The 20,021-nt window shown below is 66.1% G+C and carries 17 protein-coding genes; 6 read left to right on the top strand and 11 right to left on the bottom strand.

All coding sequences use genetic code 11. The features are described 5' to 3' along the window. The first annotated feature begins 164 nt into the window (after positions 1–164). Positions 165–764: an NADPH-dependent FMN reductase gene (locus ACZK4H_RS11405; RefSeq protein ID WP_099552149.1), complete on the top strand. Its 600-nt coding sequence runs from the start codon at positions 165–167 to the stop codon at positions 762–764. A gap of 18 nt (positions 765–782) precedes the next feature. On the opposite strand, the gene ACZK4H_RS11400 is transcribed toward ACZK4H_RS11405, so the two are convergent. Continuing rightward, the gene (locus tag ACZK4H_RS11400) at positions 783–2,429 is read right to left on the bottom strand and encodes a fatty acid--CoA ligase (protein ID WP_099552150.1); all 1,647 of its coding nucleotides are present in this window, start codon (positions 2,427–2,429) and stop codon (positions 783–785) included. A gap of 129 nt (positions 2,430–2,558) precedes the next feature. Here ACZK4H_RS11400 and ACZK4H_RS11395 point away from each other — a divergent pair, with 129 nt between their 5' ends. Further along, a complete protein-coding gene (locus ACZK4H_RS11395) occupies positions 2,559–3,233 on the top strand; it encodes a response regulator transcription factor (protein ID WP_099552151.1) in 675 nt (224 codons plus the stop codon). A 4-nt stretch (positions 3,234–3,237) separates the two neighbouring features. On the opposite strand, the gene ACZK4H_RS11390 is transcribed toward ACZK4H_RS11395, so the two are convergent. The 4 genes from ACZK4H_RS11390 to ACZK4H_RS11375 are packed head-to-tail and all read right to left on the bottom strand — an operon-like array spanning position 3,238 to position 10,197. Beyond that, a complete protein-coding gene (locus ACZK4H_RS11390) occupies positions 3,238–6,570 on the bottom strand; it encodes a hybrid sensor histidine kinase/response regulator (protein WP_099552152.1) in 3,333 nt (1,110 codons plus the stop codon). 35 nt (positions 6,571–6,605) lie between these two features. Next, on the bottom strand, positions 6,606–7,091 hold the full coding sequence (locus ACZK4H_RS11385) for a MaoC family dehydratase (RefSeq protein WP_099552153.1): 486 nt from the start codon (positions 7,089–7,091) through the stop codon (positions 6,606–6,608). Next, complete coding sequence (locus tag ACZK4H_RS11380) at positions 7,088–7,966, bottom strand: alpha/beta fold hydrolase (protein ID WP_099552154.1); 879 nt, start codon at positions 7,964–7,966, stop codon at positions 7,088–7,090. Before ACZK4H_RS11380 ends, ACZK4H_RS11385 begins: the two co-directional genes overlap by 4 nt. A gap of 32 nt (positions 7,967–7,998) precedes the next feature. Further along, positions 7,999–10,197 (bottom strand): TonB-dependent receptor, encoded by a 2,199-nt coding sequence (locus tag ACZK4H_RS11375; RefSeq protein ID WP_239503713.1) that lies wholly within the window; start codon positions 10,195–10,197, stop codon positions 7,999–8,001. A 197-nt stretch (positions 10,198–10,394) separates the two neighbouring features. On the opposite strand from ACZK4H_RS11375, the gene ACZK4H_RS11370 reads away from it, so the two are divergent. Further along, positions 10,395–11,405: an extracellular catalytic domain type 1 short-chain-length polyhydroxyalkanoate depolymerase gene (locus ACZK4H_RS11370; protein ID WP_099552156.1), complete on the top strand. Its 1,011-nt coding sequence runs from the start codon at positions 10,395–10,397 to the stop codon at positions 11,403–11,405. Here the strand turns inward: ACZK4H_RS11370 and ACZK4H_RS11365 are convergent. The 3 genes from ACZK4H_RS11365 to ACZK4H_RS11355 all read right to left on the bottom strand — a co-directional run bounded on the left by ACZK4H_RS11365 (position 11,371) and on the right by ACZK4H_RS11355 (position 13,357). Next, entirely contained in the window at positions 11,371–12,279 is a 909-nt protein-coding gene (locus tag ACZK4H_RS11365; RefSeq protein ID WP_239503714.1) for an AraC family transcriptional regulator, read from the bottom strand. The two genes, ACZK4H_RS11370 and ACZK4H_RS11365, sit on opposite strands and share 35 nt — an antisense overlap. 45 nt (positions 12,280–12,324) lie before the next feature. Further along, the gene (locus tag ACZK4H_RS11360; RefSeq protein WP_260678182.1) at positions 12,325–12,447 is read right to left on the bottom strand and encodes a hypothetical protein; all 123 of its coding nucleotides are present in this window, start codon (positions 12,445–12,447) and stop codon (positions 12,325–12,327) included. 142 nt (positions 12,448–12,589) lie between these two features. Further along, the gene (locus ACZK4H_RS11355; protein ID WP_241898456.1) at positions 12,590–13,357 is read right to left on the bottom strand and encodes a ParB N-terminal domain-containing protein; all 768 of its coding nucleotides are present in this window, start codon (positions 13,355–13,357) and stop codon (positions 12,590–12,592) included. 350 nt (positions 13,358–13,707) lie between these two features. Between ACZK4H_RS11355 and ACZK4H_RS11350 the strand changes: the two genes are divergently transcribed. The 3 genes from ACZK4H_RS11350 (at position 13,708) to ACZK4H_RS11340 (ending at position 16,502) form a co-directional block, all read left to right on the top strand. Further along, the gene (locus ACZK4H_RS11350) at positions 13,708–13,869 is read left to right on the top strand and encodes a hypothetical protein (protein WP_164145897.1); all 162 of its coding nucleotides are present in this window, start codon (positions 13,708–13,710) and stop codon (positions 13,867–13,869) included. A gap of 76 nt (positions 13,870–13,945) precedes the next feature. After that, positions 13,946–14,647 carry a lasso peptide biosynthesis B2 protein gene (locus tag ACZK4H_RS11345; RefSeq protein WP_099552158.1) on the top strand — a complete coding sequence of 234 codons (702 nt, stop codon included), beginning with the start codon at positions 13,946–13,948 and terminating at the stop codon, positions 14,645–14,647. Between the two features lie 13 nt (positions 14,648–14,660). Further along, positions 14,661–16,502, top strand: coding sequence for an asparagine synthase-related protein (locus ACZK4H_RS11340; protein ID WP_099552159.1), 1,842 nt, complete (start codon positions 14,661–14,663; stop codon positions 16,500–16,502). Here the strand turns inward: ACZK4H_RS11340 and ACZK4H_RS11335 are convergent. From ACZK4H_RS11335 to ACZK4H_RS11325, 3 genes are read right to left on the bottom strand one after another with little or no spacing between them, the layout of a single operon-like run. After that, a complete protein-coding gene (locus ACZK4H_RS11335; protein WP_099552160.1) occupies positions 16,499–17,209 on the bottom strand; it encodes an ABC transporter ATP-binding protein in 711 nt (236 codons plus the stop codon). The two genes, ACZK4H_RS11340 and ACZK4H_RS11335, sit on opposite strands and share 4 nt — an antisense overlap. Before the next feature lie 12 nt (positions 17,210–17,221). Beyond that, on the bottom strand, positions 17,222–18,580 hold the full coding sequence (locus ACZK4H_RS11330) for an ABC transporter permease subunit (protein WP_478472972.1): 1,359 nt from the start codon (positions 18,578–18,580) through the stop codon (positions 17,222–17,224). Beyond that, positions 18,577–20,004, bottom strand: a complete 1,428-nt coding sequence (locus tag ACZK4H_RS11325; protein WP_478472970.1) for a DUF3526 domain-containing protein — start codon at positions 20,002–20,004, stop codon at positions 18,577–18,579. Before ACZK4H_RS11325 ends, ACZK4H_RS11330 begins: the two co-directional genes overlap by 4 nt. Positions 20,005–20,021 lie beyond the last annotated feature (17 nt).

Here is a 20,021-nt window from a genome sequence, read left to right as displayed (position 1 = left end):
CGACTGCCCCGCCGCGCCTTGTTCGCCCTGGAAGAGGGAGTAGCAAGGACGAAGGCACTACGTCGCCGGAGCCGTGATCCTCTGCAATCCAGTCTGGCCATGGCCCACCCGTGCTGTCGGCGTCTGGCCCGTGATCCCGCCCTGACGCATCCGAGGAAACCCGCATGTCCGACAACCCTCCACCGCTGAACATCCTGGCGTTTTCCGGCAGCCTGCGTGGCAACAGTTACAACCGGCGCCTGGTCAGGGCGGCGGCAGGCGCCGCGCCTCCGGGCCTGCTGCTGACCGTGCATGACACCATTGCCGATATTCCGCTGTTCGACGAAGACCTGGAAGCCGCCGACCCGACCGGCCCTGCCGGGGTCAAGCGCCTGCGCGCGGCCATTGCAGCCGCTGACGGCGTGCTGATCGCCACGCCGGAGTACAGCCAGTCACTGCCCGGTGTACTCAAGAACACGCTCGATTGGCTGTCCCGCGACGATGCCGAGTACCGCACGGTCCTTTCGGCCAAGCCGGTGGCGATCATCGGCGCCACGCCGGGTCACTGGGGCACCAAACTCGCGCAGTCGCAGCTGCGCCATACACTGACCGCCATGGGTGCATTGACCATGGCCTCGCCACAGCTCTATGTGGCCGAAGCGGCGGTCGCCTACGACAATGACGCGGAAGATTTCGACGCGGCGACGCGCAAGCGCCTGCTGCGGTTCCTGGAGGGATTCCAGAGCTGGGTGCAGCTGCTGCAGGTCGGGGCGTCGCGCGCTTGAGCGGTGCCGGCAGGGGCGTCAGCCCCCGCCGGTGCCGGGGCCCGGATCATGCAGGGTGCGCAGCTTCTTCTTGTTGATCTTGCCCACGCTGGTCCGCTCGATCGCATCCACGAAGCTCACGCGGTCCGGTATCGCATAGCGTGAGATGTCTCCGGAACGGCTGCGCGTTGCGACCAGTTCGATGATCTCCGCTTCTGACACGTCACGGCCGGCCTGCCTGACCACCAGTGGCAGCGGCCGTTCACCCCATTTCGCATCAGCGATACCGATCACCGCGACCTCGCTGACCGCCGGATGCAGCGCGATGATGTCTTCCAGCGCGAGCGAGGAAATCCACTCGCCACCGGTCTTGATCACATCCTTGATGCGGTCGGTCACGCGCAGGTAGCCGCCCTCATCGATGTTGCCGATGTCACCGGTATGCAGGTAGCCACCGGCCCACAGCGACGCCGAGGCCTCCGGATCATGCAGGTAGCCCTGGGTGAGCCAGGGTGCGCGCGCCACGACTTCCCCGGTGGCGATGCCGTCGTGGGCAACATCCGCCATGTCCGGATCGACGATGCGCAGGTCCACCAGCGGCACCGGCAGGCCGGCCTTGGTCCGCAGTGACAGCACCTCATCGGCATCGGTCACGTTTTCCACATCGATCTGGGCGATGGTGAGCAGCGGGCAGGTCTCGGACATGCCATAGCCGCCGAAGATGTCGATGCCCCGTGCCAGTGCACGCTGCGCCAGTGCACGGGGCAGGGCGGCACCGCCGATGATCACCTTCCAGCCCTCGAGGTCGGTCTGCGCCGCGTCCGGGTGCTCCAGCAGCATGTGCAGGATGGTTGGCACGCAATGCGAGAAGGTCACCTTCTCGCGGGCGATCAGTGCCAGCAGGCTGGCCGGCAGGTAGCGCCCCGGATAGACCTGCTTGATGCCCATCGCGGTTGCCACATAGGGCAGGCCCCACGCGTGCACATGGAACATCGGGGTGATCGGCATGTAGACATCGTCGCGATGCAGGCGTCCCTGGCGGGGTGCGCCGCCGAGCGCGGCCATCGCCGCCAGCGAATGCAGCACCAGTTGCCGGTGGCTGAAACAGACGCCCTTGGGCTGCCCGGTGGTTCCCGTGGTGTAGAACACCGTGGCACGGGCATTCTCGTCGAAGTCCGGGAAGCGGACGACCGGCGTGGCATCACGCAGGCCCGCTTCGTACTCGGTGGCGAAGCCTGGCGGCAGCGGGCCACCGGCATCGTCCAGCAGGATGCGCGTGCGCAGGTCCGGCAGCTGCTCGTCGATGGCGTCCAGCAGCGGCAGGAACTCGCGGTTGGCCAGGATCACCCGCGCGCCGCTGTGGTTCAGCGTGTACGCGATCTGCTCGGGGGCCAGGCGCACGTTCACCATCATCAGCACCGCACCGATCATCGGCACCGCGAAATAGGCCTCCAGGTAGCGGTTGCTGTCCCAGTCCATCACTGCCACCGTGTCGCCGTGGCCGACTCCCAACGAGGTCAACAGGCCCGCCAGCTGGCCGATGCGCACCTGCAGGGTGCGGTAATTGAATCGGACCTGGTCGCCATGGACGATTTCCTGTTCAGGACTCACCGCCAGCGGCATCAGCAGCAGCTGCTTGATCAGCAGTGGATAGGCATGGGCATCGGGAGTGGGGGCGGATGACATGGCATTTCCTCGTGGGCGGCGTTGCGGTCGCCGGCCTTCTCCGCACCACACTAGCAAGCCCTTCCTGCTGTACCAGCGTACCTAGGTACCTGTTCCCGCGCGCACCCGATTTGCTAATCTCGCCTGGACATGCCGACCCTGCTCATCGCCGACGACCATCCCTTGTTCCGCGCGGCGCTGCATCGCGCGGCCGAAGAGGCGGTCGCCGGCCTGCAGATCCGCGAAGCCGATTCGCTGGACAGCGTGCTCGATGCGCTGGAAAGCCAGTCGATCGACCTGATGCTGCTGGACCTGCACATGCCGGGCAACCACGGGCTTGCTGGCCTGGCGACCATCCGTGCGCTGCAGCCGGGGCTGGCGATCATCATCGTCTCGGCCAATGAGGAACCGCAGGTGATCCGGCGTGCCATCGACCTCGGCGCGGCTGCTTATCTTCCCAAGAGTTCGGGCCTGCACGAGCTGCAGGCGGCGCTGCAGTCGGTACTGGAGGGCGAACGCTGGATTCCTGCCGTGCTGCGGGAGCCGGTGGCGCGCGTTGCGCCGTTCAGCAGGGACGCCGATCTTGCCGCGCGCCTGGCCAGCCTTTCCGCTCACCAGTACAAGGTACTGGGCCTGGTGGCCGAAGGGCTGCTCAACAAGCAGATTGCTGACCGGCTGGGTGTGCAGCTGCGCACGGTCAAGGCGCACATGACACGCATCATGGAGCGGCTGGGGGTACGCAACCGCGCGCAGGCCATCCGCGTGCTGCACGAAATGGGACTGGCCGATCCATCCCGGCAGATCGAAGAAGCGCCCGGGCCCTGATGGATCAGGGCGTGGCCGCAGTGCTCGCGGCCAGCAGGTGGTTGATCGCCCAGCGAAGTGCAAGCGGCTTGAACGGCTTGCTCAACAATGAGAGCCCCGCGCCACGCACTGCATCGCGCGTCGCGCTGCCGGTGTCCGCACTGAGGATCACCGTCGGCCGCAGCCCATGCATGGTCGACAGCCGCTTCCACAACGCGACACCGGTATCACCGTCGTCCAGGTGATAGTCGAACAGCCACAGCGCGGCCTCATGTGCTGATGCTCCGATCACATCGGCGCCCGTTGCCGCAATGACATCACATCCCCAGGAGTGCAGCAGCTGCCGCATCGCCTCCAGCGCAACCGGGTCGTTGTCCACCACCAGCACGCGGATGCCCTTGAGGGCGGTGCTGCCATTGACCATGGGCCCGCCGCGCGGTGCTTCCGGACGCTCAGCGCGGGTCACGCTGATCGAGAAGGCCGAGCCGTGCCCGGGCACGCTGCGCAGGTGCAAGGGTGCATGCAGCAGATCGGCGATGCGGTGGGCGATGGTCAGGCCAAGCCCCAGGCCCTGGCCATTGCTGCGATCGATCCGGTGGAATTCTTCGAAGACCACCGCCTGTTGCTCCGGTGCAATGCCGGGGCCGGTGTCATGCACGCCAATCGACAGCCTCTGGCCCTGGCGGCGGACCCCCAGCAGCACGCCGCCACGGCGGGTGTAGCGGATGGCATTGGCCAGGAAGTTCTGCAGCACCCGGCGCAGCAGCAGTGGATCGCTGTGAACCCAGGCATGGCTTCGCACATAGCCGAACTGCAGGCCGCGGGCGGCCGCGAGCACGGCGAACTCCTGTGCAAGCGGATCCAGTACGTTCGACACCGCGAACGGCCGAGGATCGGCCACCAGCCCACCGGCCTCCAGCCGAGAGATGTCCAGCAGGCCGGACAGCAGGTCATCGGTGGAATCCAGCGCGCCACGGATCTGGTGCAGGAAGCTGTCGAGGAACTCCGATTCGATGTGCTGCGACATCGCGTCGGTCAGCAGCTGTGCCGCATGCAGCGGCTGGATCAGGTCGTGGCCCACGGCAGTCAGGAAGCGGGTTTTGGCCGCATTGGCGCGCTCGGCTTCCTGCACCGCCTGCTCCAGCCGGGCTGTGCGGTCCTGCACGCGGTGCTCGAGGGTTTCATTGCTGCGCTTGAGTGCATCTTCCGCCCTGCGGAACGCCGTGACATCGGTGAAGGTGGCCACATACCCACCACCCGGCATCGGGTTGCCGCGGATCTCGACGATGGTGTCGTCGGGGAAAACCCGCTCGGACAGGTGAGGTGTGCCACGCCGCATGTGTGCAACGCGGCGCTGCAGCGCCTTGTCGGGTGTGTCACCGGGGCTGTCACCGATCTTCAGCTGGTCCAGCGCCCATGCCGTGAGGTTGACCACGGGCTGTCCGACCTGCAGCAGCTCCGGCGGGAACCTGAACAACGCGGCGTAGCGGCTGTTCCAGGCCACCAGCTGCAGCTGTGCATCCACCACGCTGATGCCCTGGCTCATGTTCTCCAGCGCGGCTTCCAGCAGGCGCTGGTTGAAGCGCAGCACCTGGGTCGCTTCGCCAACGGCGCGAGTCACCGCATCCAGCGGCGCGGCGCCACCCTCGCGTGCGGCTTCGACCAGCAGCCTTGCCATGCCTGCGCCGACCACGGCCGTCAGCTCACGCTCGACGGCGGTAACCCGGTCATCATCCAGCATCTGCCCGGCGTCGCCCTCCAGCAGCTGGCGCGCACGCTCCTGGCCCAGGAAGCGACCGGCGGTCCTGCGCAGGGAAGCGGCAGCCACCGCATCCCGCCTTCGGGGTAGCGGCGGACGCACGGCCCTCGACACCAGGGCAACCGTCAGCAGATTGATCGCCAGGCTGGCCCCCATGCTGATCGCGATATGGCCGGGTTGCACGCGCAGCGAGACCACGGCCAGCCAGTGCAGTCCATCGGGACTGGCCGACGGTGTTGCGGCCGGGATCATCATCGGCAGCAACACCAGCCACAGCCAGGCCAGCGAACCCAGCACGATGCCGGCCATGATGGCCGGGGAAGGCGTGCGTGGGCGGTACACGGCCAGCAGCACCGCCGGTGCCAGCTGCGAGAGGGCGGTGAAGGACATCAGGCCGAAATCACTGAGTGCCTCGGTATCGCTCATCGCGCGGCTGTACAGCCACGCCATCAGGAACACGGCGAGGATGCCGGCACGTCGGAACGCCAGAACGCGCGGGCGCAGGTCGGCATTGGCCACGCCGCCGATGCTGCCGAGCAGGTGCGATCCGAATCCATGGTTGCCAAGCATGATCGACAGGGTCAGCCCCGAGAGGATCATCATGCCGGTGGCCGCGCTCAGGCTGCCCAGGTAGGCCAGCAGTGCGAGCAGGTGGTGGCCGCCAGCCTGGGGCAGGGCCAGCACATACAGGTCGGGGGATACCGATGCCGGCAGCTGCGCCGCACCGGCCAATGCCATCGGCACCGACGGCAGCCCGATCAGCAGCAGGTAGACGGGGAACATCCAGCGTGCCGTCTTCAGGTCCGAGGTCTGGCGGAGCTCGACCACGCCGACATGGAACTGGTGCGGCAGGGTGAATGCAGAGATGGCACCCAGCGCAACCATGGTGAGATAGTCCGGCACGATGGCCGGTGGCGGCAGCTGCGCCATCTTTTCCAGCAGCGGCGTGCCGGCCTTGTGCACGGACAGCGCCGCATAAAGGCCAATGGCCAGCAGAGCGGTCAGCTTCAGTACCGACTCCAGACCCAATGCGACCACGATGCCGCGGTTCGGTTCGGTGGCCGATGCCTTGCGCGCACCGAACAGCAGGGTGAAGGTGGCCATCGTCAATGCGAACCAGAACGACATGTCCAGCTGCCAGTCGGCAGATGTGAAACGATCACCCAACAGTGCCCCCAGCCCTTGGCTGACCGCTCTCAGCTGAAGCGCGATGTAGGGAATGATGCCGAACAGCGCCACCAGAGTGATGGTGAAGCCAAGGCCGCGATCCGCACGCAGCCGTGCGACCACCAGGTCGGCGATGGTGGCACTGTTGTGCTGCTTGGCCAGCCGCCCCAGGCGGAGCAGGAACGGCAGGCCGAACGCGAAGATCAGCGCCATGCCAGCGAGGGTAGGCGGAATGGGGAAGCCCCATTGCAGCCCCTGCGACGCCGCGCCGTAGTACGTCCATGCGGTGCAGTGCACCGCCAGGGACAGCGCGTAGATGAGCGGCCATGCCTTCGAAAGCCGATGCCCCCGGCGCTCGCCCCACAGGGCCACGCCAAACAGCAGTGCGGTCCACGCAATGCAGGCCAGCAGCACGAAAGAGGGCGTCAACATCGCTCCAGTGTAGGCAGAAGCCGGGCGCGGCGGCGCTAGGCTGCGATCACGACCAGTGACAGCTGCTCGGCAACCAGTGCGATATCACCATCGGGAAGCCGTTCGACGCTCTTCTGCTGGGTCAGCAGCCACTGCCCGGGCTGGCGCAGCTCCAGCGAGAGCAGCCGCGAGCGGACGCGCACCTCCGAACCGCTCGGCACCGGCGCCAGGAAGCGCACCTTGTTCAAGCCGTAGTTGAGCACGTGGGCGATGCCGGGGAAGCCGGCGAGGGCGGCCACGTCGTCTTCCACGGTCAGCGACAGCAGCAGGAAGCCATGCGCGATGGTGTGCCCGCCCGGCAGCTCTGCCTGCGCCCGCGCCGGATCGACATGGATCCAGTTGTGGTCGCCGGTGGCGTCGGCGAAGGCATCGATGCGCGACTGGGCGATGTGGGTGGCGCCACTCAGCCGCTCACTGGCCGCCCATTGCTGCAACGCCTGCAGGGCAGCCGGCAGGGCAGCGTCGGTGCCCTGTGGGCTCATTCCACACGCTCCAGCAGGGCCAGGATCGCATGGCGGGCCTCAGGCTCGGACAGCATGGGCGCGTGGCCGACATCCGGCACCTCCACCAGCCGGGCATTCTCCGACGTCGCCGCCATCTGCCGTGCAACGTCGGCCGGCAGGATGTCGGACAGGGCGCCACGCACCACCAGCACCGGCACGCGCGAGGTCAGCCCGCGCACCGCGCGCCACAGCACCGGACGCAACAGCCACAGCAGCCATGGCCGGGTGGTGCGGATCACTGCTGGGTCGTAGTCCAGTTCCAGCAGGCCATCGCTGCGCGGGCGGAAGGTGCGCACCGCCATCTGCCGCCAGTCATCGGTGCTGAAGCGCGGGAACGCAGCCTTGCCGATGGATTCCACGTAGGCCGTGGCCTGCACCAGGTCCATCGGCGGCACCGGCTTGCCCGCGTACTTGCCGATCCGTGCCAGCGCCTCACGCGGCACCCTGGGGCCGGCATCGTTGAGGACCGCGCCCGCGATCCGTTCGGGCGCGCGCGAAGCGAGGGTGATGGTCACCAGCACGCCCAGCGAGGTGCCGACGAACACGGCCTTGTCGATGTTCTGCGCGCGCAGCAGCGCGACCAGGTCGTCGGCATAGGTGCGTGGGTTGTAGCTGGTGGGATCATGCGCACGCTCCGACCCCGCGCGCCCCCGCAGGTCGACCGCGATCACGCGCCAGCCCTCGGCAGTGAGCGTACCGGCCAGCGCATCGAAATCGGCACCATTGCGGGTCAGACCGGGAATGCAGACCACGGTGCCGCGTGGTGCCGTTCCCGTACCCGGTGCATGGTCGCGCGCGTGCAGGCGCAGGCCATCATTGCTGTTCCAGTACAGATCTACGTAGGACTGCATCATGCAGGGGCTTCCTGGAAATCGTAACGGATGCGCTAGAAATCGTACCGGACGCTGAGGCTATATTGGCGCGGCGGGCCATAGAAGCCAATCAGCGTGCCGACCGCCGGGATGTTGTATCCGGTGGTGCGGTATTCCTTGTCGGCCAGGTTGGTGCCCTGCAGCGAGAAGGTCCACACATCATCCAGGCGCCAGATGACGCCGGCATTGACCAGTCCATAGCCGTCCTGGCGGATCACCGGGCTCAGGTCGGTGGTGGGCCACACTTCGCTCTGGTAGCTGTAGCTCACCCGTGCCGACAGGTTGCTGCCGTTGGCCAGGTCGGTGCGGTATTCCACGTTGAACGCACCGGAGAACTCCGGGGCATTGGTGAACTTCATCTGCCTGGCCACGTTGACGCCGCGGTCGATGTACTCGTCGTACTTGGTATCCAGCCAGGCCAGGTTGCCGGAAATCAGCCAGTGCTGGCTGGGCAGGTACTGGTATTCGACTTCCAGGCCTTTGACGGTACCGGCGCCGGCATTGGTGAAATCTCCGAAGAAGGAATCATCGATGCCGTCGCCATTGGTATCCAGGCCGGTGAACACCGACAGCTGGATGTCCTTGTACTTGTTGTAGAACGCTGACAGGTTCAGGAACAGGCGCTGGTCGAGGAAGGCCATCTTGCTGCCGACCTCGTAGCTGTCCACGGTTTCGTCATCGAACGGCTCCGCCGAGCGGGGCACCGCCACCGCGTTGGCGCGGATGTTGTAGCCGCCCGACTTGAAACCGCGCGTGGCCAGCCCGTAGACCATGACGTCCGGGGTGATCTGGTAGTCCAGCGAAACCTTGGGCGAGACGTTCTTGAAGTTGGTCTTCTTGTCGAAGTCCGCCGTCACCGCCACCGGCCGGCTGAAGCCCGGGTCGGCATAGAGGCGGTTCAGCACGATCGCGCGCTTGTCCTCGTCGGTGTAGCGGGCGCCCACATCAAGCTTGAGCCTGCGGGTCAGGTCGAACGTCCAGTCTGCGTACAGCGCGACGCTGTCGGTCAGTACCTTGCCCTGGTTGTCGGCGAACTGTGCGCTGAAGTAGTTGTTCTGGATCTGGCCGCCGGCCTCGCCACTGAACTGGTACAGGCCGACCACGCCGCGCACGCGTCCGCCGGCATCGTAGTTCAGCTGAACCTCGTTGCTGACCTGCTCGTCGTGGTAGGTACCGCCCACATCGGCCAGCTTGATCGGCGTGGTGTCGAAGTCGATGTTGGCCTCGCTGTCCGATTCACGCTTGGCCACCACATACTTCACTGCGATGTCGTCGTTCGGTCGCCAGTTCACCGTGGCCGACGCGCCCTTGCTCTCCACGTTGTTGAGGTTGCGCATGCCCGAGCGGATGTCATAGCGGCTGTCCATCGGCGGGTAGGCGCGCAGGAACGGATTGGGCGCCAGCATCTTCGAGCCGCGCATGCCGGACTGATCGTCGATCCAGTCCAGTGCGAACTGCACGTCGAAGTCGTCGCCCGCATACGCACCCAGGTTCACGCGTGCCGCGTTGATCTGCTTGTCGCTGACCGGTTGGCCGTTGAAGGTGTTCTCGCCAAACCCGTCGTGGTTCATGCTGGCCACCGCCACACGGGCGCGCAGGCCGCTGTCGGCACCGCCAATCGGGCCGCCGATGGCCGCCTTCGCATCCAGCTGGCTGTAGTTGCCCACGGTGACCTGGGCGAAGCCCTCGGTCTGGGTGGGCAGGCCGCGCGAGATGTACTTGATCGCGCCGCCGATGGTGTTCTTGCCATACAGCGTGCCCTGCGGGCCGCGCAGCACCTCGATGCGCGAGACATCGAACACGTCCAGCAGCGCGCCCTGCGGGCGCGCGATGTAGACGTCATCCAGGTAGATGCCCACGCCCGGATCGGCGCCCCAGGTGGGGTCGGACTGGCCGATGCCACGGATGTAGGCGGTGACCGTGCTGCTGGCGCCGCGCGCCGCGTAGATGGTCAGGTTCGGCACCTGCGCATCCAGGTCGCTGATGTCCTGGACATTCATCCTGTCCAGCGCCTCCGAGGTAAAGGCGGTGACGGCGACTGGCACCTCCTGCAGGGTTTCCTCGCGCTTGCGTGCGGTGACCTTGATGCTGTCCAGGTTCGTGGGTGAAGCGGTCCTGCCTGCCGCCGGCACGGCCTGTGGCGTGTCCTGTGCCAGTACCGGCCCGGAGGCCAGCAGTGCGCCGATCATGAGACTCAGACAATTCCGTTTCATTCGGTCCTCCCCCAGGCGAGTGCTCACAGATGGCCCATTGCCACCCCTGCAGCCAAGGCTAGCGGTGTCATCCGGCAGCGGCGAGTGGACCTAGGTCCAGTCGGCAGCGGCCGCCGGATGCGGATACTGGGCGTGCCCCCAGCCGGACGCGCTCCCCGGTACCCCTTCATCCACGACTCACGCATGAGGATCTGGCCATGAAATCCGGAATCGATTCGATCAAGGCGGTACTGCTGGCGCTGTGCTGCTGGCTGGCGTCGACAGGCACCGTACTCGCCGCGGGCGCTGCCGGGCATTGGGACATCGGCCTGTACGGAAACCTGTTCGGCGCCCGCGAGTACCAGGTCTGGGTGCCGGCCGGCTACAGCGACCAGCAGCCGCAGCCGCTGCCGTTGCTGTTGGTGCTGCACGGCTGCGTCAACGGCCCCAACCTGATGGGCGAGGCCTCCGGCTTCAACGATGTGGCCGACACCGAAGGTTTCATCGTGGTCTATCCGCGCCAGAACGTGACCTCCAACCCGGCGCGCTGCTGGAACTGGCAGCTGCCGATCAACCAGGCCCGTGACAGCGGCGAGGCGTCGATCCTGGCCGGCATCGTGGACAAGGTGAAGGCCGGTTACAGCGTCGATCCGCACCGGGTCTACGTCACCGGCATTTCCGCCGGCGGTGCTATGACCTCGATCATGCTGGCCTGCTATTCGGACGTGTTCGCCGCTGGTGCCATCCATTCCGGCGGCATGTTCAAGGGCGCGACCACCATTTCCGGCAGCGCCTATGCGCTGTTGGCCGGCAGCATCTATTCGCCAGACAGCAACGGTCGGCTGGCCTGGCAGTGCTCGGGCTCACCGTCGCCGCGGCCGCTGCCGGTGCTGGTGTTCCATGGCAGTGCCGACCTGACCGTCAATCCGGTGAACGGCCAGCAGGCCGTACGCCAGTTCCTGCAGACCAATGATCTGGCCGACGACGGCCAGGACAACGACTCGGTGAAGTACGTGCCGACCAGCACTTACCACGGCCAGGTACCGGGTGGGCGCGCCTATACGGTGGACACCTATACCTATGGCGGGCGCACGCTGGCACAGCACTATGTGGTACAGGGCATGGGGCATGCGTGGAGTGGCAGCCAGTCGGGCTTGCCGTTCACCGACCCGAAGGGCCCGGATGCCACGCTGATCACCTGGTTGTTCCTAAAGGGCTACCAGCGCTGAGGGGCAGGGCGGTCACTGGCGGTACGGGAGCCGAGGGCTCCCGTACCGCCAGGGTTTCAGCGCCAGGTCCGCGCAGCCGTGCACCCCGTTCGGCAAGGAATCGCTTGGGTGGGGCGCCCACCGTCTTTCGGAACATGGTCACGAACGCGCCCGAACTGTCGTATCCCAGGTCATCGGCAATGGCTTGCACCGTACGGCCCTTGGCCAGCATCGGCAACGCGACCACCACATGCAGCTGTCTGCGCCAGCGCCTCACGCTCAGACCCGTCTCGCCGGAGAACAGGCGGGACATGTTGCGCTCGCTCATTCCAATCCGGCTCGCCCATACCTCGAGCGTGGCCCGCTCGGCCGGGGCGGTCAGCATTGCATTGGCCAGCTTTCGCAGCCTTGGGTCGGAGGGCATGGGCAGGTGCAGCCATTCCGGCGGTGCCGCGATGAGCTCGTCCAGAAGCACAGCCATCAGGCGCGCGTCCGCACTGCCAGCGGCGTACCGCCAGGGAAGCGCTGAGGTTCGTTCAAGCAGGGCATGCATGAATGGACTGATCGCCATTGCGAAGCAGTGTGTCGGCAGTCCAGCGATAGCCCCGGGCTCCACGAATACGACGAAGCCATGCGGCTTTCCTGTGCTGCTGGCCCGGTGGGACAGCCCTCCGGGAATCCAGATCGCTCCCTGTGGCGGGACGATCCACAGGCCTGCACGGGTCTCCGCCGTGATCAATCCGCTCGTGGCTACCAGGAGCTGTGCTTTCCGATGCTGATGAAAGGGCATTTCCCAAGCATCGGTGATGGGGTCCACGCCCAGCACCATGACCGGGCTGTCGACGCGATCGGGGTAGTCCGCCCCGATACCCTCCAGCTCGATAGTTGACGTCACCACTGCATCGCCCAGCACAACACGGCGAGGGGGACGTGCGCGCTGTCAATCTTCATGATCCGCCTGCTGCGGTTCATGTCTGTGCCAGACACAGACGAATCCCATCAGGACATGAACGATCGGCAGCTCTTCTCTTCCGGCTTCGGCAATCAGCGTGGTTGCACGCATGCTGGCATCCTCTTCTGTCGAGGATCAGAAGCGTATTGGGCAAAGCGGGGGCCGTCATTCGACAGTTCCGCCAGGTGATTCAGCAATCCGGCCATCTACCGTCTACCGTGCAGCAGCCCAGACGAGTGCTGCGCCCGGTGCGCTACAGTGCCGGAACCGTGATCCGCTGCAGGTCGAGCTTTGCCCGCAGGGCGTAGTGCTTGCGGGTGACCGGCACGACACTGGTCAGGCGGGGGTCAACGTAGTCCTTGAAAAGGGGCGGCCGCGGCGACGAAAGATAGAACCCGCGATCCTGCTTGACCGCCGCCGGCAGCAGAACTTCGCTGAGGTCGCCGTCGGATGCATCGGTGACAAGGCAGGGCACATGGCGGAAGCCGAGCTTGCGCAGCAGGTACAGGCGGTGGGAGCCATTGGTCAGGATCACGCGCTTGCCGAACCGGGTGGCGCTGATCAGGTTGTCACTGAAACCGAGATAGATGACGACGGCGTGGCTGGCCGCGCCGAACGGCTCGTAGCCGGTGATGGTCGCCGGATCGATGGTCGCCACATCGAGGAATCGCAGGTCATTGGACGCGGAAGCAAATGTGTAACTGCCATCGGACTGGGTGAACCTGACGTCGGGGTGTGCATGGCGTCCGCTGCGGGCGACGAGCTGCATGATCTCCTGTGCGGTGGGCGAGGTGGGCATTGCCGCTGCCAACTGGTCGATGTGACGCAGATTGATGCATTCCTGGAAGATCACCAGTCGATCAATCTCGACCATCTGCCAGGCGCGCGGCAGCACGCTGGTCATGCCGTGCATCGAAGGTTGCCGCAGCGCCTGATCGGCCAGCGGCATCATCTCCCCGGTCAACGGCTGGACAGCAATGGCGTCCGCCTCATTCGCCTCGTCCTGGCGCAGGCGATGCACGTCGCTGCGTGCGGCCCTCCAGGCGGCCACCAGTGCGGCCTCGTCGAAGCATCCCGGCGGGCAGCGCTCCCTGATGAAGCGGACGAAGGCCGGCAATGGAAACAGACCCTTCAGTAGAACGGTCGCGTCCACGCCGTCGTCAGTGATCTCGCTGCTCATCCATTCTCCGTCGCGGGGATTGCATCAACGGCCAGCAGACCGTCCTGTTCGTCACGCCAAAGTAATATGTTATATCGTAACATTTAGATGCCTTGGCGGCAATCGCCCTGCAACATGCGCGGCGATGGTGGCTTGGCTGCTCCGTATCCAATGCAACGCCTGGATACATCCACTGACTAGAGGAGATGTTCATGAACGAGCTGATTGAGCTGGGTGTAGTGGCAGGACAGCAGAACCCTGACGAACAGGGTGTGGGTGGTGAACTGATCGAGCTGGGCTCGGTGGTTTCGGAAACGAAGGCACACAACCACGGCACGTTGTGGGATGGCGTCTTCCCGACCACCTCGCCCTGATCTGCCGCGCAATGCGGTCACTGCGGTGCATGCCCTGCATGCACCGCTTCTTGGTCCCAGGGCAGGAGAGCACGTGATGGAGCAGGGCGCCGCCCCCTATTTCCTGTCGAAGCAGGCGCATGTCTGCGTCACCGGTGATGCGATGGTGATCCTTGACCAGGGCACGGGAAAATATCTCTCCATCGACAGGCGTGGCGCCGCAAGCCTGGGGGGCCTGGTTCTCGATTGGCCCTTGCCGCCCGATGGGCGACGGATGCCGAAGCTCCTCCAGTCGCTGATCGATCGCCAGCTGATCACCCGGGATCCACGGCAGGGGAAGTCCGCGGCAAGCCCCAGTCTCGAACTGCCACGGCACTGGGTACGCGAGGGTGAGCCGAGGGGATGCCCGAAGATCACCGCGCGCGACGTGGGAAGGTTCATGGCGTCGGCGGCCCATGCGGCCTGCTCCAGGGCGGTCCTGCCTTTCAGCGCCACAGTGTCATCGGCCCGCAGGCGCGCCGACATCTCCCAAGGCTCGGCGGCGAGCCTGCAGGAGCTGGCCTTCCTGGTCCGGGTGTTCGATTGGCTCCGACCCGTCGCATTCAGGAAGACCGATGAGTGCTTTCTCTACTGCCTGGCGATGAGGGAGTTCCTGTCGAAGTACGGGATCGTCCCTGCCTGGGTGTTCGCAGTCAGGACACAGCCGTTCGCTGCGCACTGCTGGCTGCAGCACGGTGATCACGTGCTGACCGATATTCCCTTCAACCTGCGCCGGATGGTCCCCATCCTGGTGCTGTAACGAAACCTGTCGCATGTATCGATACATCGCCGTGCTCTGGAACACGTTCTCCGAATCCGCGACTGCCCACGCGGGCCAGGCGGTGGCAAGGATCGAGGCCACGCTGCCCGGTGCCAGCTGCGTGATGAACGGAAACGGGGCTGCGATCTACGCGCAGACTGACAATCCCGGCTATTTCGAATGCAATCGATCCGGTTCCCTGGCGGTGCTCGGAGCGCTGTTCCACAAGCATTTTGGCGCAGGCATCGTACCTGAGCGCGTAGACCTCGATGCGGACTCGGCCGACAGCGCCTGCAGCACCCTCGGCCGCAGCATCGTCGAGCGGTACTGGGGCCGGTACGTGGCGTTCGGCTACCAGCCGCAGACAGCGAGCTGGTTTGTCCTGCGCGATCCCACTGCGGAGATCCCGTGCTACATGACCACGGTGGGCCAGGTGACGATCGTCTTCTCCAACATGGAGGACTGCCTGAGGCTGGGCCTGCGCGATTTCAGCGTGGACTGGTCGTTCCTGTCCTACTCCCTGTTGTACCCGTTTCGTGATGGCTTGCAGACCGGCTTCGAGGAGGTCACTTCCGTCGAGCCCGGCGAAGCGGTTTCGATCCGCGATGGCGAGCCGGCCGGCCGGCAATGCCAGTGGGACGTGGTGCGGCTGGCCCGCGACCAGGCTGTCGAGGACATCGACGAGGCCGTGCAGCTGGCCCGTTCAACACTACTCGGCTGCATCGGCGCGCTGGCCGGCCAGCACCGGAAAATCCAGTTGCAGCTGTCCGGTGGACTGGACTCCTCGATCATCCTGGCGGGCCTGCTGCATGCGCCCTCAGCTCCCGAGGTGACCTGTGTCCATCATTACGATGACGGCATCGGTGCCGACGAGCGGCGATTCGCACGAATGGCCGTCGAAGGGGCCCGGCAATCCTCGGGCAGGCACTGCGAATTCATCGAGTATCGACGGCAGCCACACTGCGCGCTGGAAGAGATCATGTCCTTCCCGAGGACAGCGCGGCCAGCGCATTGCTCCGGTTATCTCCTCCATCGACGCGACGTTGACTTCGACGGCGACACCGTACAGTTCACCGGTGTCGGTGGTGATGCAGTGTTCCTGCGTTTCAAGGGCAACGCTGCTGCGATCGACTACGCCTGGCGCCGTGGCATCGACCGGGGATTCTTCCGCGTGGCCTTCGAAACCGCGCAGTCCGGCGACTCGCTGTACGGCGTACTGCGGGATGCGCTCGTCCATGGCCTGCTCAGGCGTCCGGCCAGCATCAACGGCCGATGGGGCAAGCCCTGCCCATGGGTGCGGGTGGAGTGCGCCGAGCAGGATGGCATGCAGCCGGCCTGGCTTCGGCATGCCCTGGAGCAGGGGCATCATGTATCCCCCTACAAGCTGGCCCATATCGGCCGGATGATATTCCCGACCAGTGTGCTTGATCCGTTCGAGGGCGTGGGACGCTGGCATGGCGTGTCACCGATCAGTGCGCAGCCGCTTGTCGAGTTGTTCGCGCGCCTACCGCTGCACCTGCTCATGGCCGATGCGGAGGACCGCACCATCGCGCGGCGTGCACTGAACGGCCTGCTGCCGGAGGCGCTGCTGTCGCGAAAGGTGAAGTCGTATCTGGATGATCACTCCGTGGCCGTCACCCAGGGGCACCAGCAGTTCATCAGCAGTCTGCTTGTCGATGGGTTCCTGGCCAGGCGTGGCTACCTCGACAGCGCACTGGCCGATGCGGGCATCCGGCGGGTCAGCCCGGATCACTCGTCGCATGTGCTGGGCATCTTCGGCCCGCAGATCAACATCGAAGCCTGGCTCAGGCGCTGGTCCGGCCAGGCTGGCCCGCAGACAGTCGGCGTGGTCTAGGCGTTCCGGCTCATCTCTTCCAGGTAGAGGCTCTCGAGATCGTTGGCGGTGATCGTGCTGGCATCCAGCGTCCTGCGCAGGCGGCCGGCGCGCATCAGGCCGATCGTGGTCGCCACCTCGCGGGCCCGGAACAGATCGTGGGTTGCCATCAGGATCGCCGTACCGCGATCACGCTCCCGTACGATCAGCTCGTGGAATTCGGCGGATGCCGTGGGGTCCAGGCCAGAGGTCGGCTCATCCAGCAGCAGCGCCTTGGCTTCCTTGACGATGGCCAGTGCGATGCCGACCTTCTGCCGCATGCCCTTGGAATAGAGGCCCACGCGCCGGCCAAAGGCCTCGGTAGCCAGCCCGGCGGATCTTAGCGCCTGCTTCAGCCGCGCAGGCGAGCGTTCCTCGACACCGGCCAGGCGGGCGAAATAGTCCAGGTTCTCATAGCCGGTCAATTCTTCGTACAGCGCCACGGTCTCGGGGATGTACAGCAGCCGCCGGCGTACCTCCTGTGGCTGCCGGTGCGCGCTGAGCCCGTCCACATCGGCCGAGCCGGAGGTGGGTTTCAGGAACCCGAGGAACAGTTTGATGGTCGTCGACTTGCCCGCGCCGTTGGCGCCCAGCAGGCAGAAGATTTCCCCCGGCTTCACCTCGAAGCTGACGTCGTCCAGCGCCCGATGCGCGCCGTGTTCCATGACCAGGCTTTTTGCAGACAGCATGTGGATGTTTCCTCAGGGCGTGGCCAGCCGGCGGCGCAGCATGGCGGCGGCAAGCAGGACAATCAGGCTGGCGATGATCAATGCGGCAAGGTCGGCCAGGACACCCCGCTGGGCAGCGCCTTGGGTGTCGCGGAACTGGAAGCGCGGGAGCGACTCGTACTCGTCGAGGGTCTGCGACCGGTCACGGTCCAGATAGCCCTTGTGCAACAGCCGCCGGGCCTGCCAGAAGGTGTGGACCTGACGCTGGAAGTCGAGCGCGCGGCCGGCATCCGAGCCTGCGATGCGGTCAAGCGCGTCCTGTGTGGCCACGGCGGGCAGCAGCAGTCGCGCCCTGTCCAGTACGCGACGGTGCGCTGCCTCCGCCCGGGCGTGCGAGGCCATCAGCGTGGCCAGTTCACGATCAGCGGCAACCCGGTCGGCATATGCCTGGCGCACGGCATCGGGGATGACGGGCGATGACCAATGCTGGGGTGCCGGGCGTACGAGGTGCTCGCGCTGCTGGCGATTGGCGATATCTGACTGCATCGCCTTCACTTCCGTGGCGAACCGCATCTGCGACGGTGGCGGCGCGATCAGGTTCACCGCGGCCAGGGTCAATGAGGGGGCCATGACCACGATCAGCAGCCACAGCGCGCCAGCGGCGATGGCCGCCTCGGTGGTGCGGCGGGAAAGGCACGCGATCAGCATCGCCAATGCCAGCCAGAAAGCACGGTAGGCGAATACGGTCAGGGCCAGCATGATCAGTCCCGCAGGGCTGCGGGCGCCTGACCAGATGGCCATTGCGACGATGATGGCCAGCGTGGGCAGCAGCACCACCAGGCCGCGGGCCAGGGCTTTGACCACGAGCAGTCGCGTCGCCGAAACCGGCTGCGACAACACCAGCGCCGCGATCCCGCGCTCGCGCTCACGCGACCACAGGTCATGTGTGGCCACGAGAATGACCAACGGCAGCAGGAAGACGATGACGAAGGCCAGATCGAATCGCCCTGCAGCCCGTGCCGCCGGATTGCCGATGTCGGCCCAGACGTGCTTGAGCAGCTGGGTCGGATCGCCCAGCGCGACCACGTCGGCGGTGTAGGGATAGGCATCCGCCTGGCCGATCGACAGCGATGCCATCTCACCGGGCACAAGCACCGGCTGCACGCAGGGCAGTACCGACGGCGCCTTGCCGACGAACTCGCGGCTGCGATCCCTGGTCTGCTGCTCTTCCTGCTTGATCAGTGCGATGGCCGCCTCGCGCTGGTCCACCCAGGCGCGGCCGTTCCAGGCAGCGTAGGCCACCAGCCCCAACAGGAGGACAAGCAGTACCGGCAGCGCCCGGTCGCGCAGCAGGCGACGGACCTCGTAGCGGGCAATCGACACCACGCTCATGGCGATCTGCCCAGTTGCCGCGACGAAATGACGACCACCATGAGGCCGAGCATCAGCCAGGCCAGCAGAATGGCGAGGTTCACGCCCTGGATTGCGGCGATGCCAGCCAGGGTCTGCTGCGGCGCCCGGTACTGCACCGGACGGGTGATGCCGGCGATATCGGCCACATGCTTCCCGCCCCCTGGCGCCTTGTGCAGTTTCACTTCCTGGTTGAGTGCCTGGATCAACCGGTAGCGGTAATCCTCCACGCCACGCAGGAATGCCAGGTGTGCCCGGAAATCCGTGCCCGCGAACGCACGCGACCAGGACTGCAGCGCCAGCGTTGGAGAGACAATGGCGAACAGCCGCTGCGTGGCATCCTGCTGCTGGTAGGTGGCATGCAGGTTGTCGAAGTGGCGGTTGTAGACGCGCGTCGAGTTCGCCTCGGCAAACTCCAGGGCCACGCCGCGGAAGTTCACCGGCAGGTCGTCCACGTTGTCGACGCGGTAGCGCGCCATCAACGCCGTGCGCAAGGCATCCAGCCGCTTGCCCGCCGGGTCATGGCCATCCGCACCGTTCTCCGCTTCTTCGGTGACGCCAGCCCTGAAGGAGGGTGCGGAAGGGGTCGGATGCAGGGATTCGGCCACGGCGGGCGCCACCCTTGGCACCAGCAGCGTGGATACCACCCAGAAGCCCAGCAGCACCACCAGCGACGTTCGAGCGGAGCCGGCAAGTGCCGACACGCCCACGGTAAACGCGCAGAACACCAGCAGATAGAGCGCATAGGCCGCGGCAAGTGCGAGCAGGGCGGCGATATCCGCGGCCCCCCCGTACTGGATGGACAGCCCTGGAAGGCTGATCAGCAGCATGGCCATCACCAGCAGCAGCGAGGCGGCCGCCAGGGCAATCAATCGCCCGATGATCAGCACGCCGGCCGAGGCGCCGGTGCCGAGTTCCTGGCGCAGCGTCTCGCGGGCTACATCGCCGGACAGGCTGGCGAAGCCGGCCAGGATGATCAGCAGCGGCGCCACGACCTGCAGCGCCCATGCTGCGGAGAAGCCCTGGAAGCGACTGAGTGCGGTACCGGCGTCCACGGCGCGGTGCCGGGCCGGGTTCTGTGCATGGCCCTCGATGAACACCGAGGTCCCCAGGAAATCCGTCAGCCCCGGGTCCAGCGCCGCCAGCGGCCGCACGGGTGCAGGAATGGCACGCCCCACATGGGCGGCACTGTGGGGATCGATCGTGCCCTGGCTGTCCCACAGCCGCGTCTCTTCCTCGCTCACTGCCTGGCGCTCCTGCGCCTGCAGGGTCATGCGTGCGGCACCGCTGAGCACCGACGCACCTGCAATCAGCAACAGGGCAACGGCGAGCCACAGCACACGCCGCTCTCGCCACATCAGCGTGAGCTGGGTGGACGCAACTGCGAAGGCCTGCTGGATGGCCATCGTCGGCCTCGACCGGG

The sequence above is a fragment of the Stenotrophomonas sp. 78350_Sma genome, from assembly GCF_056482105.1.
This window is presented reverse-complemented; position numbering and strand designations above follow the sequence as displayed.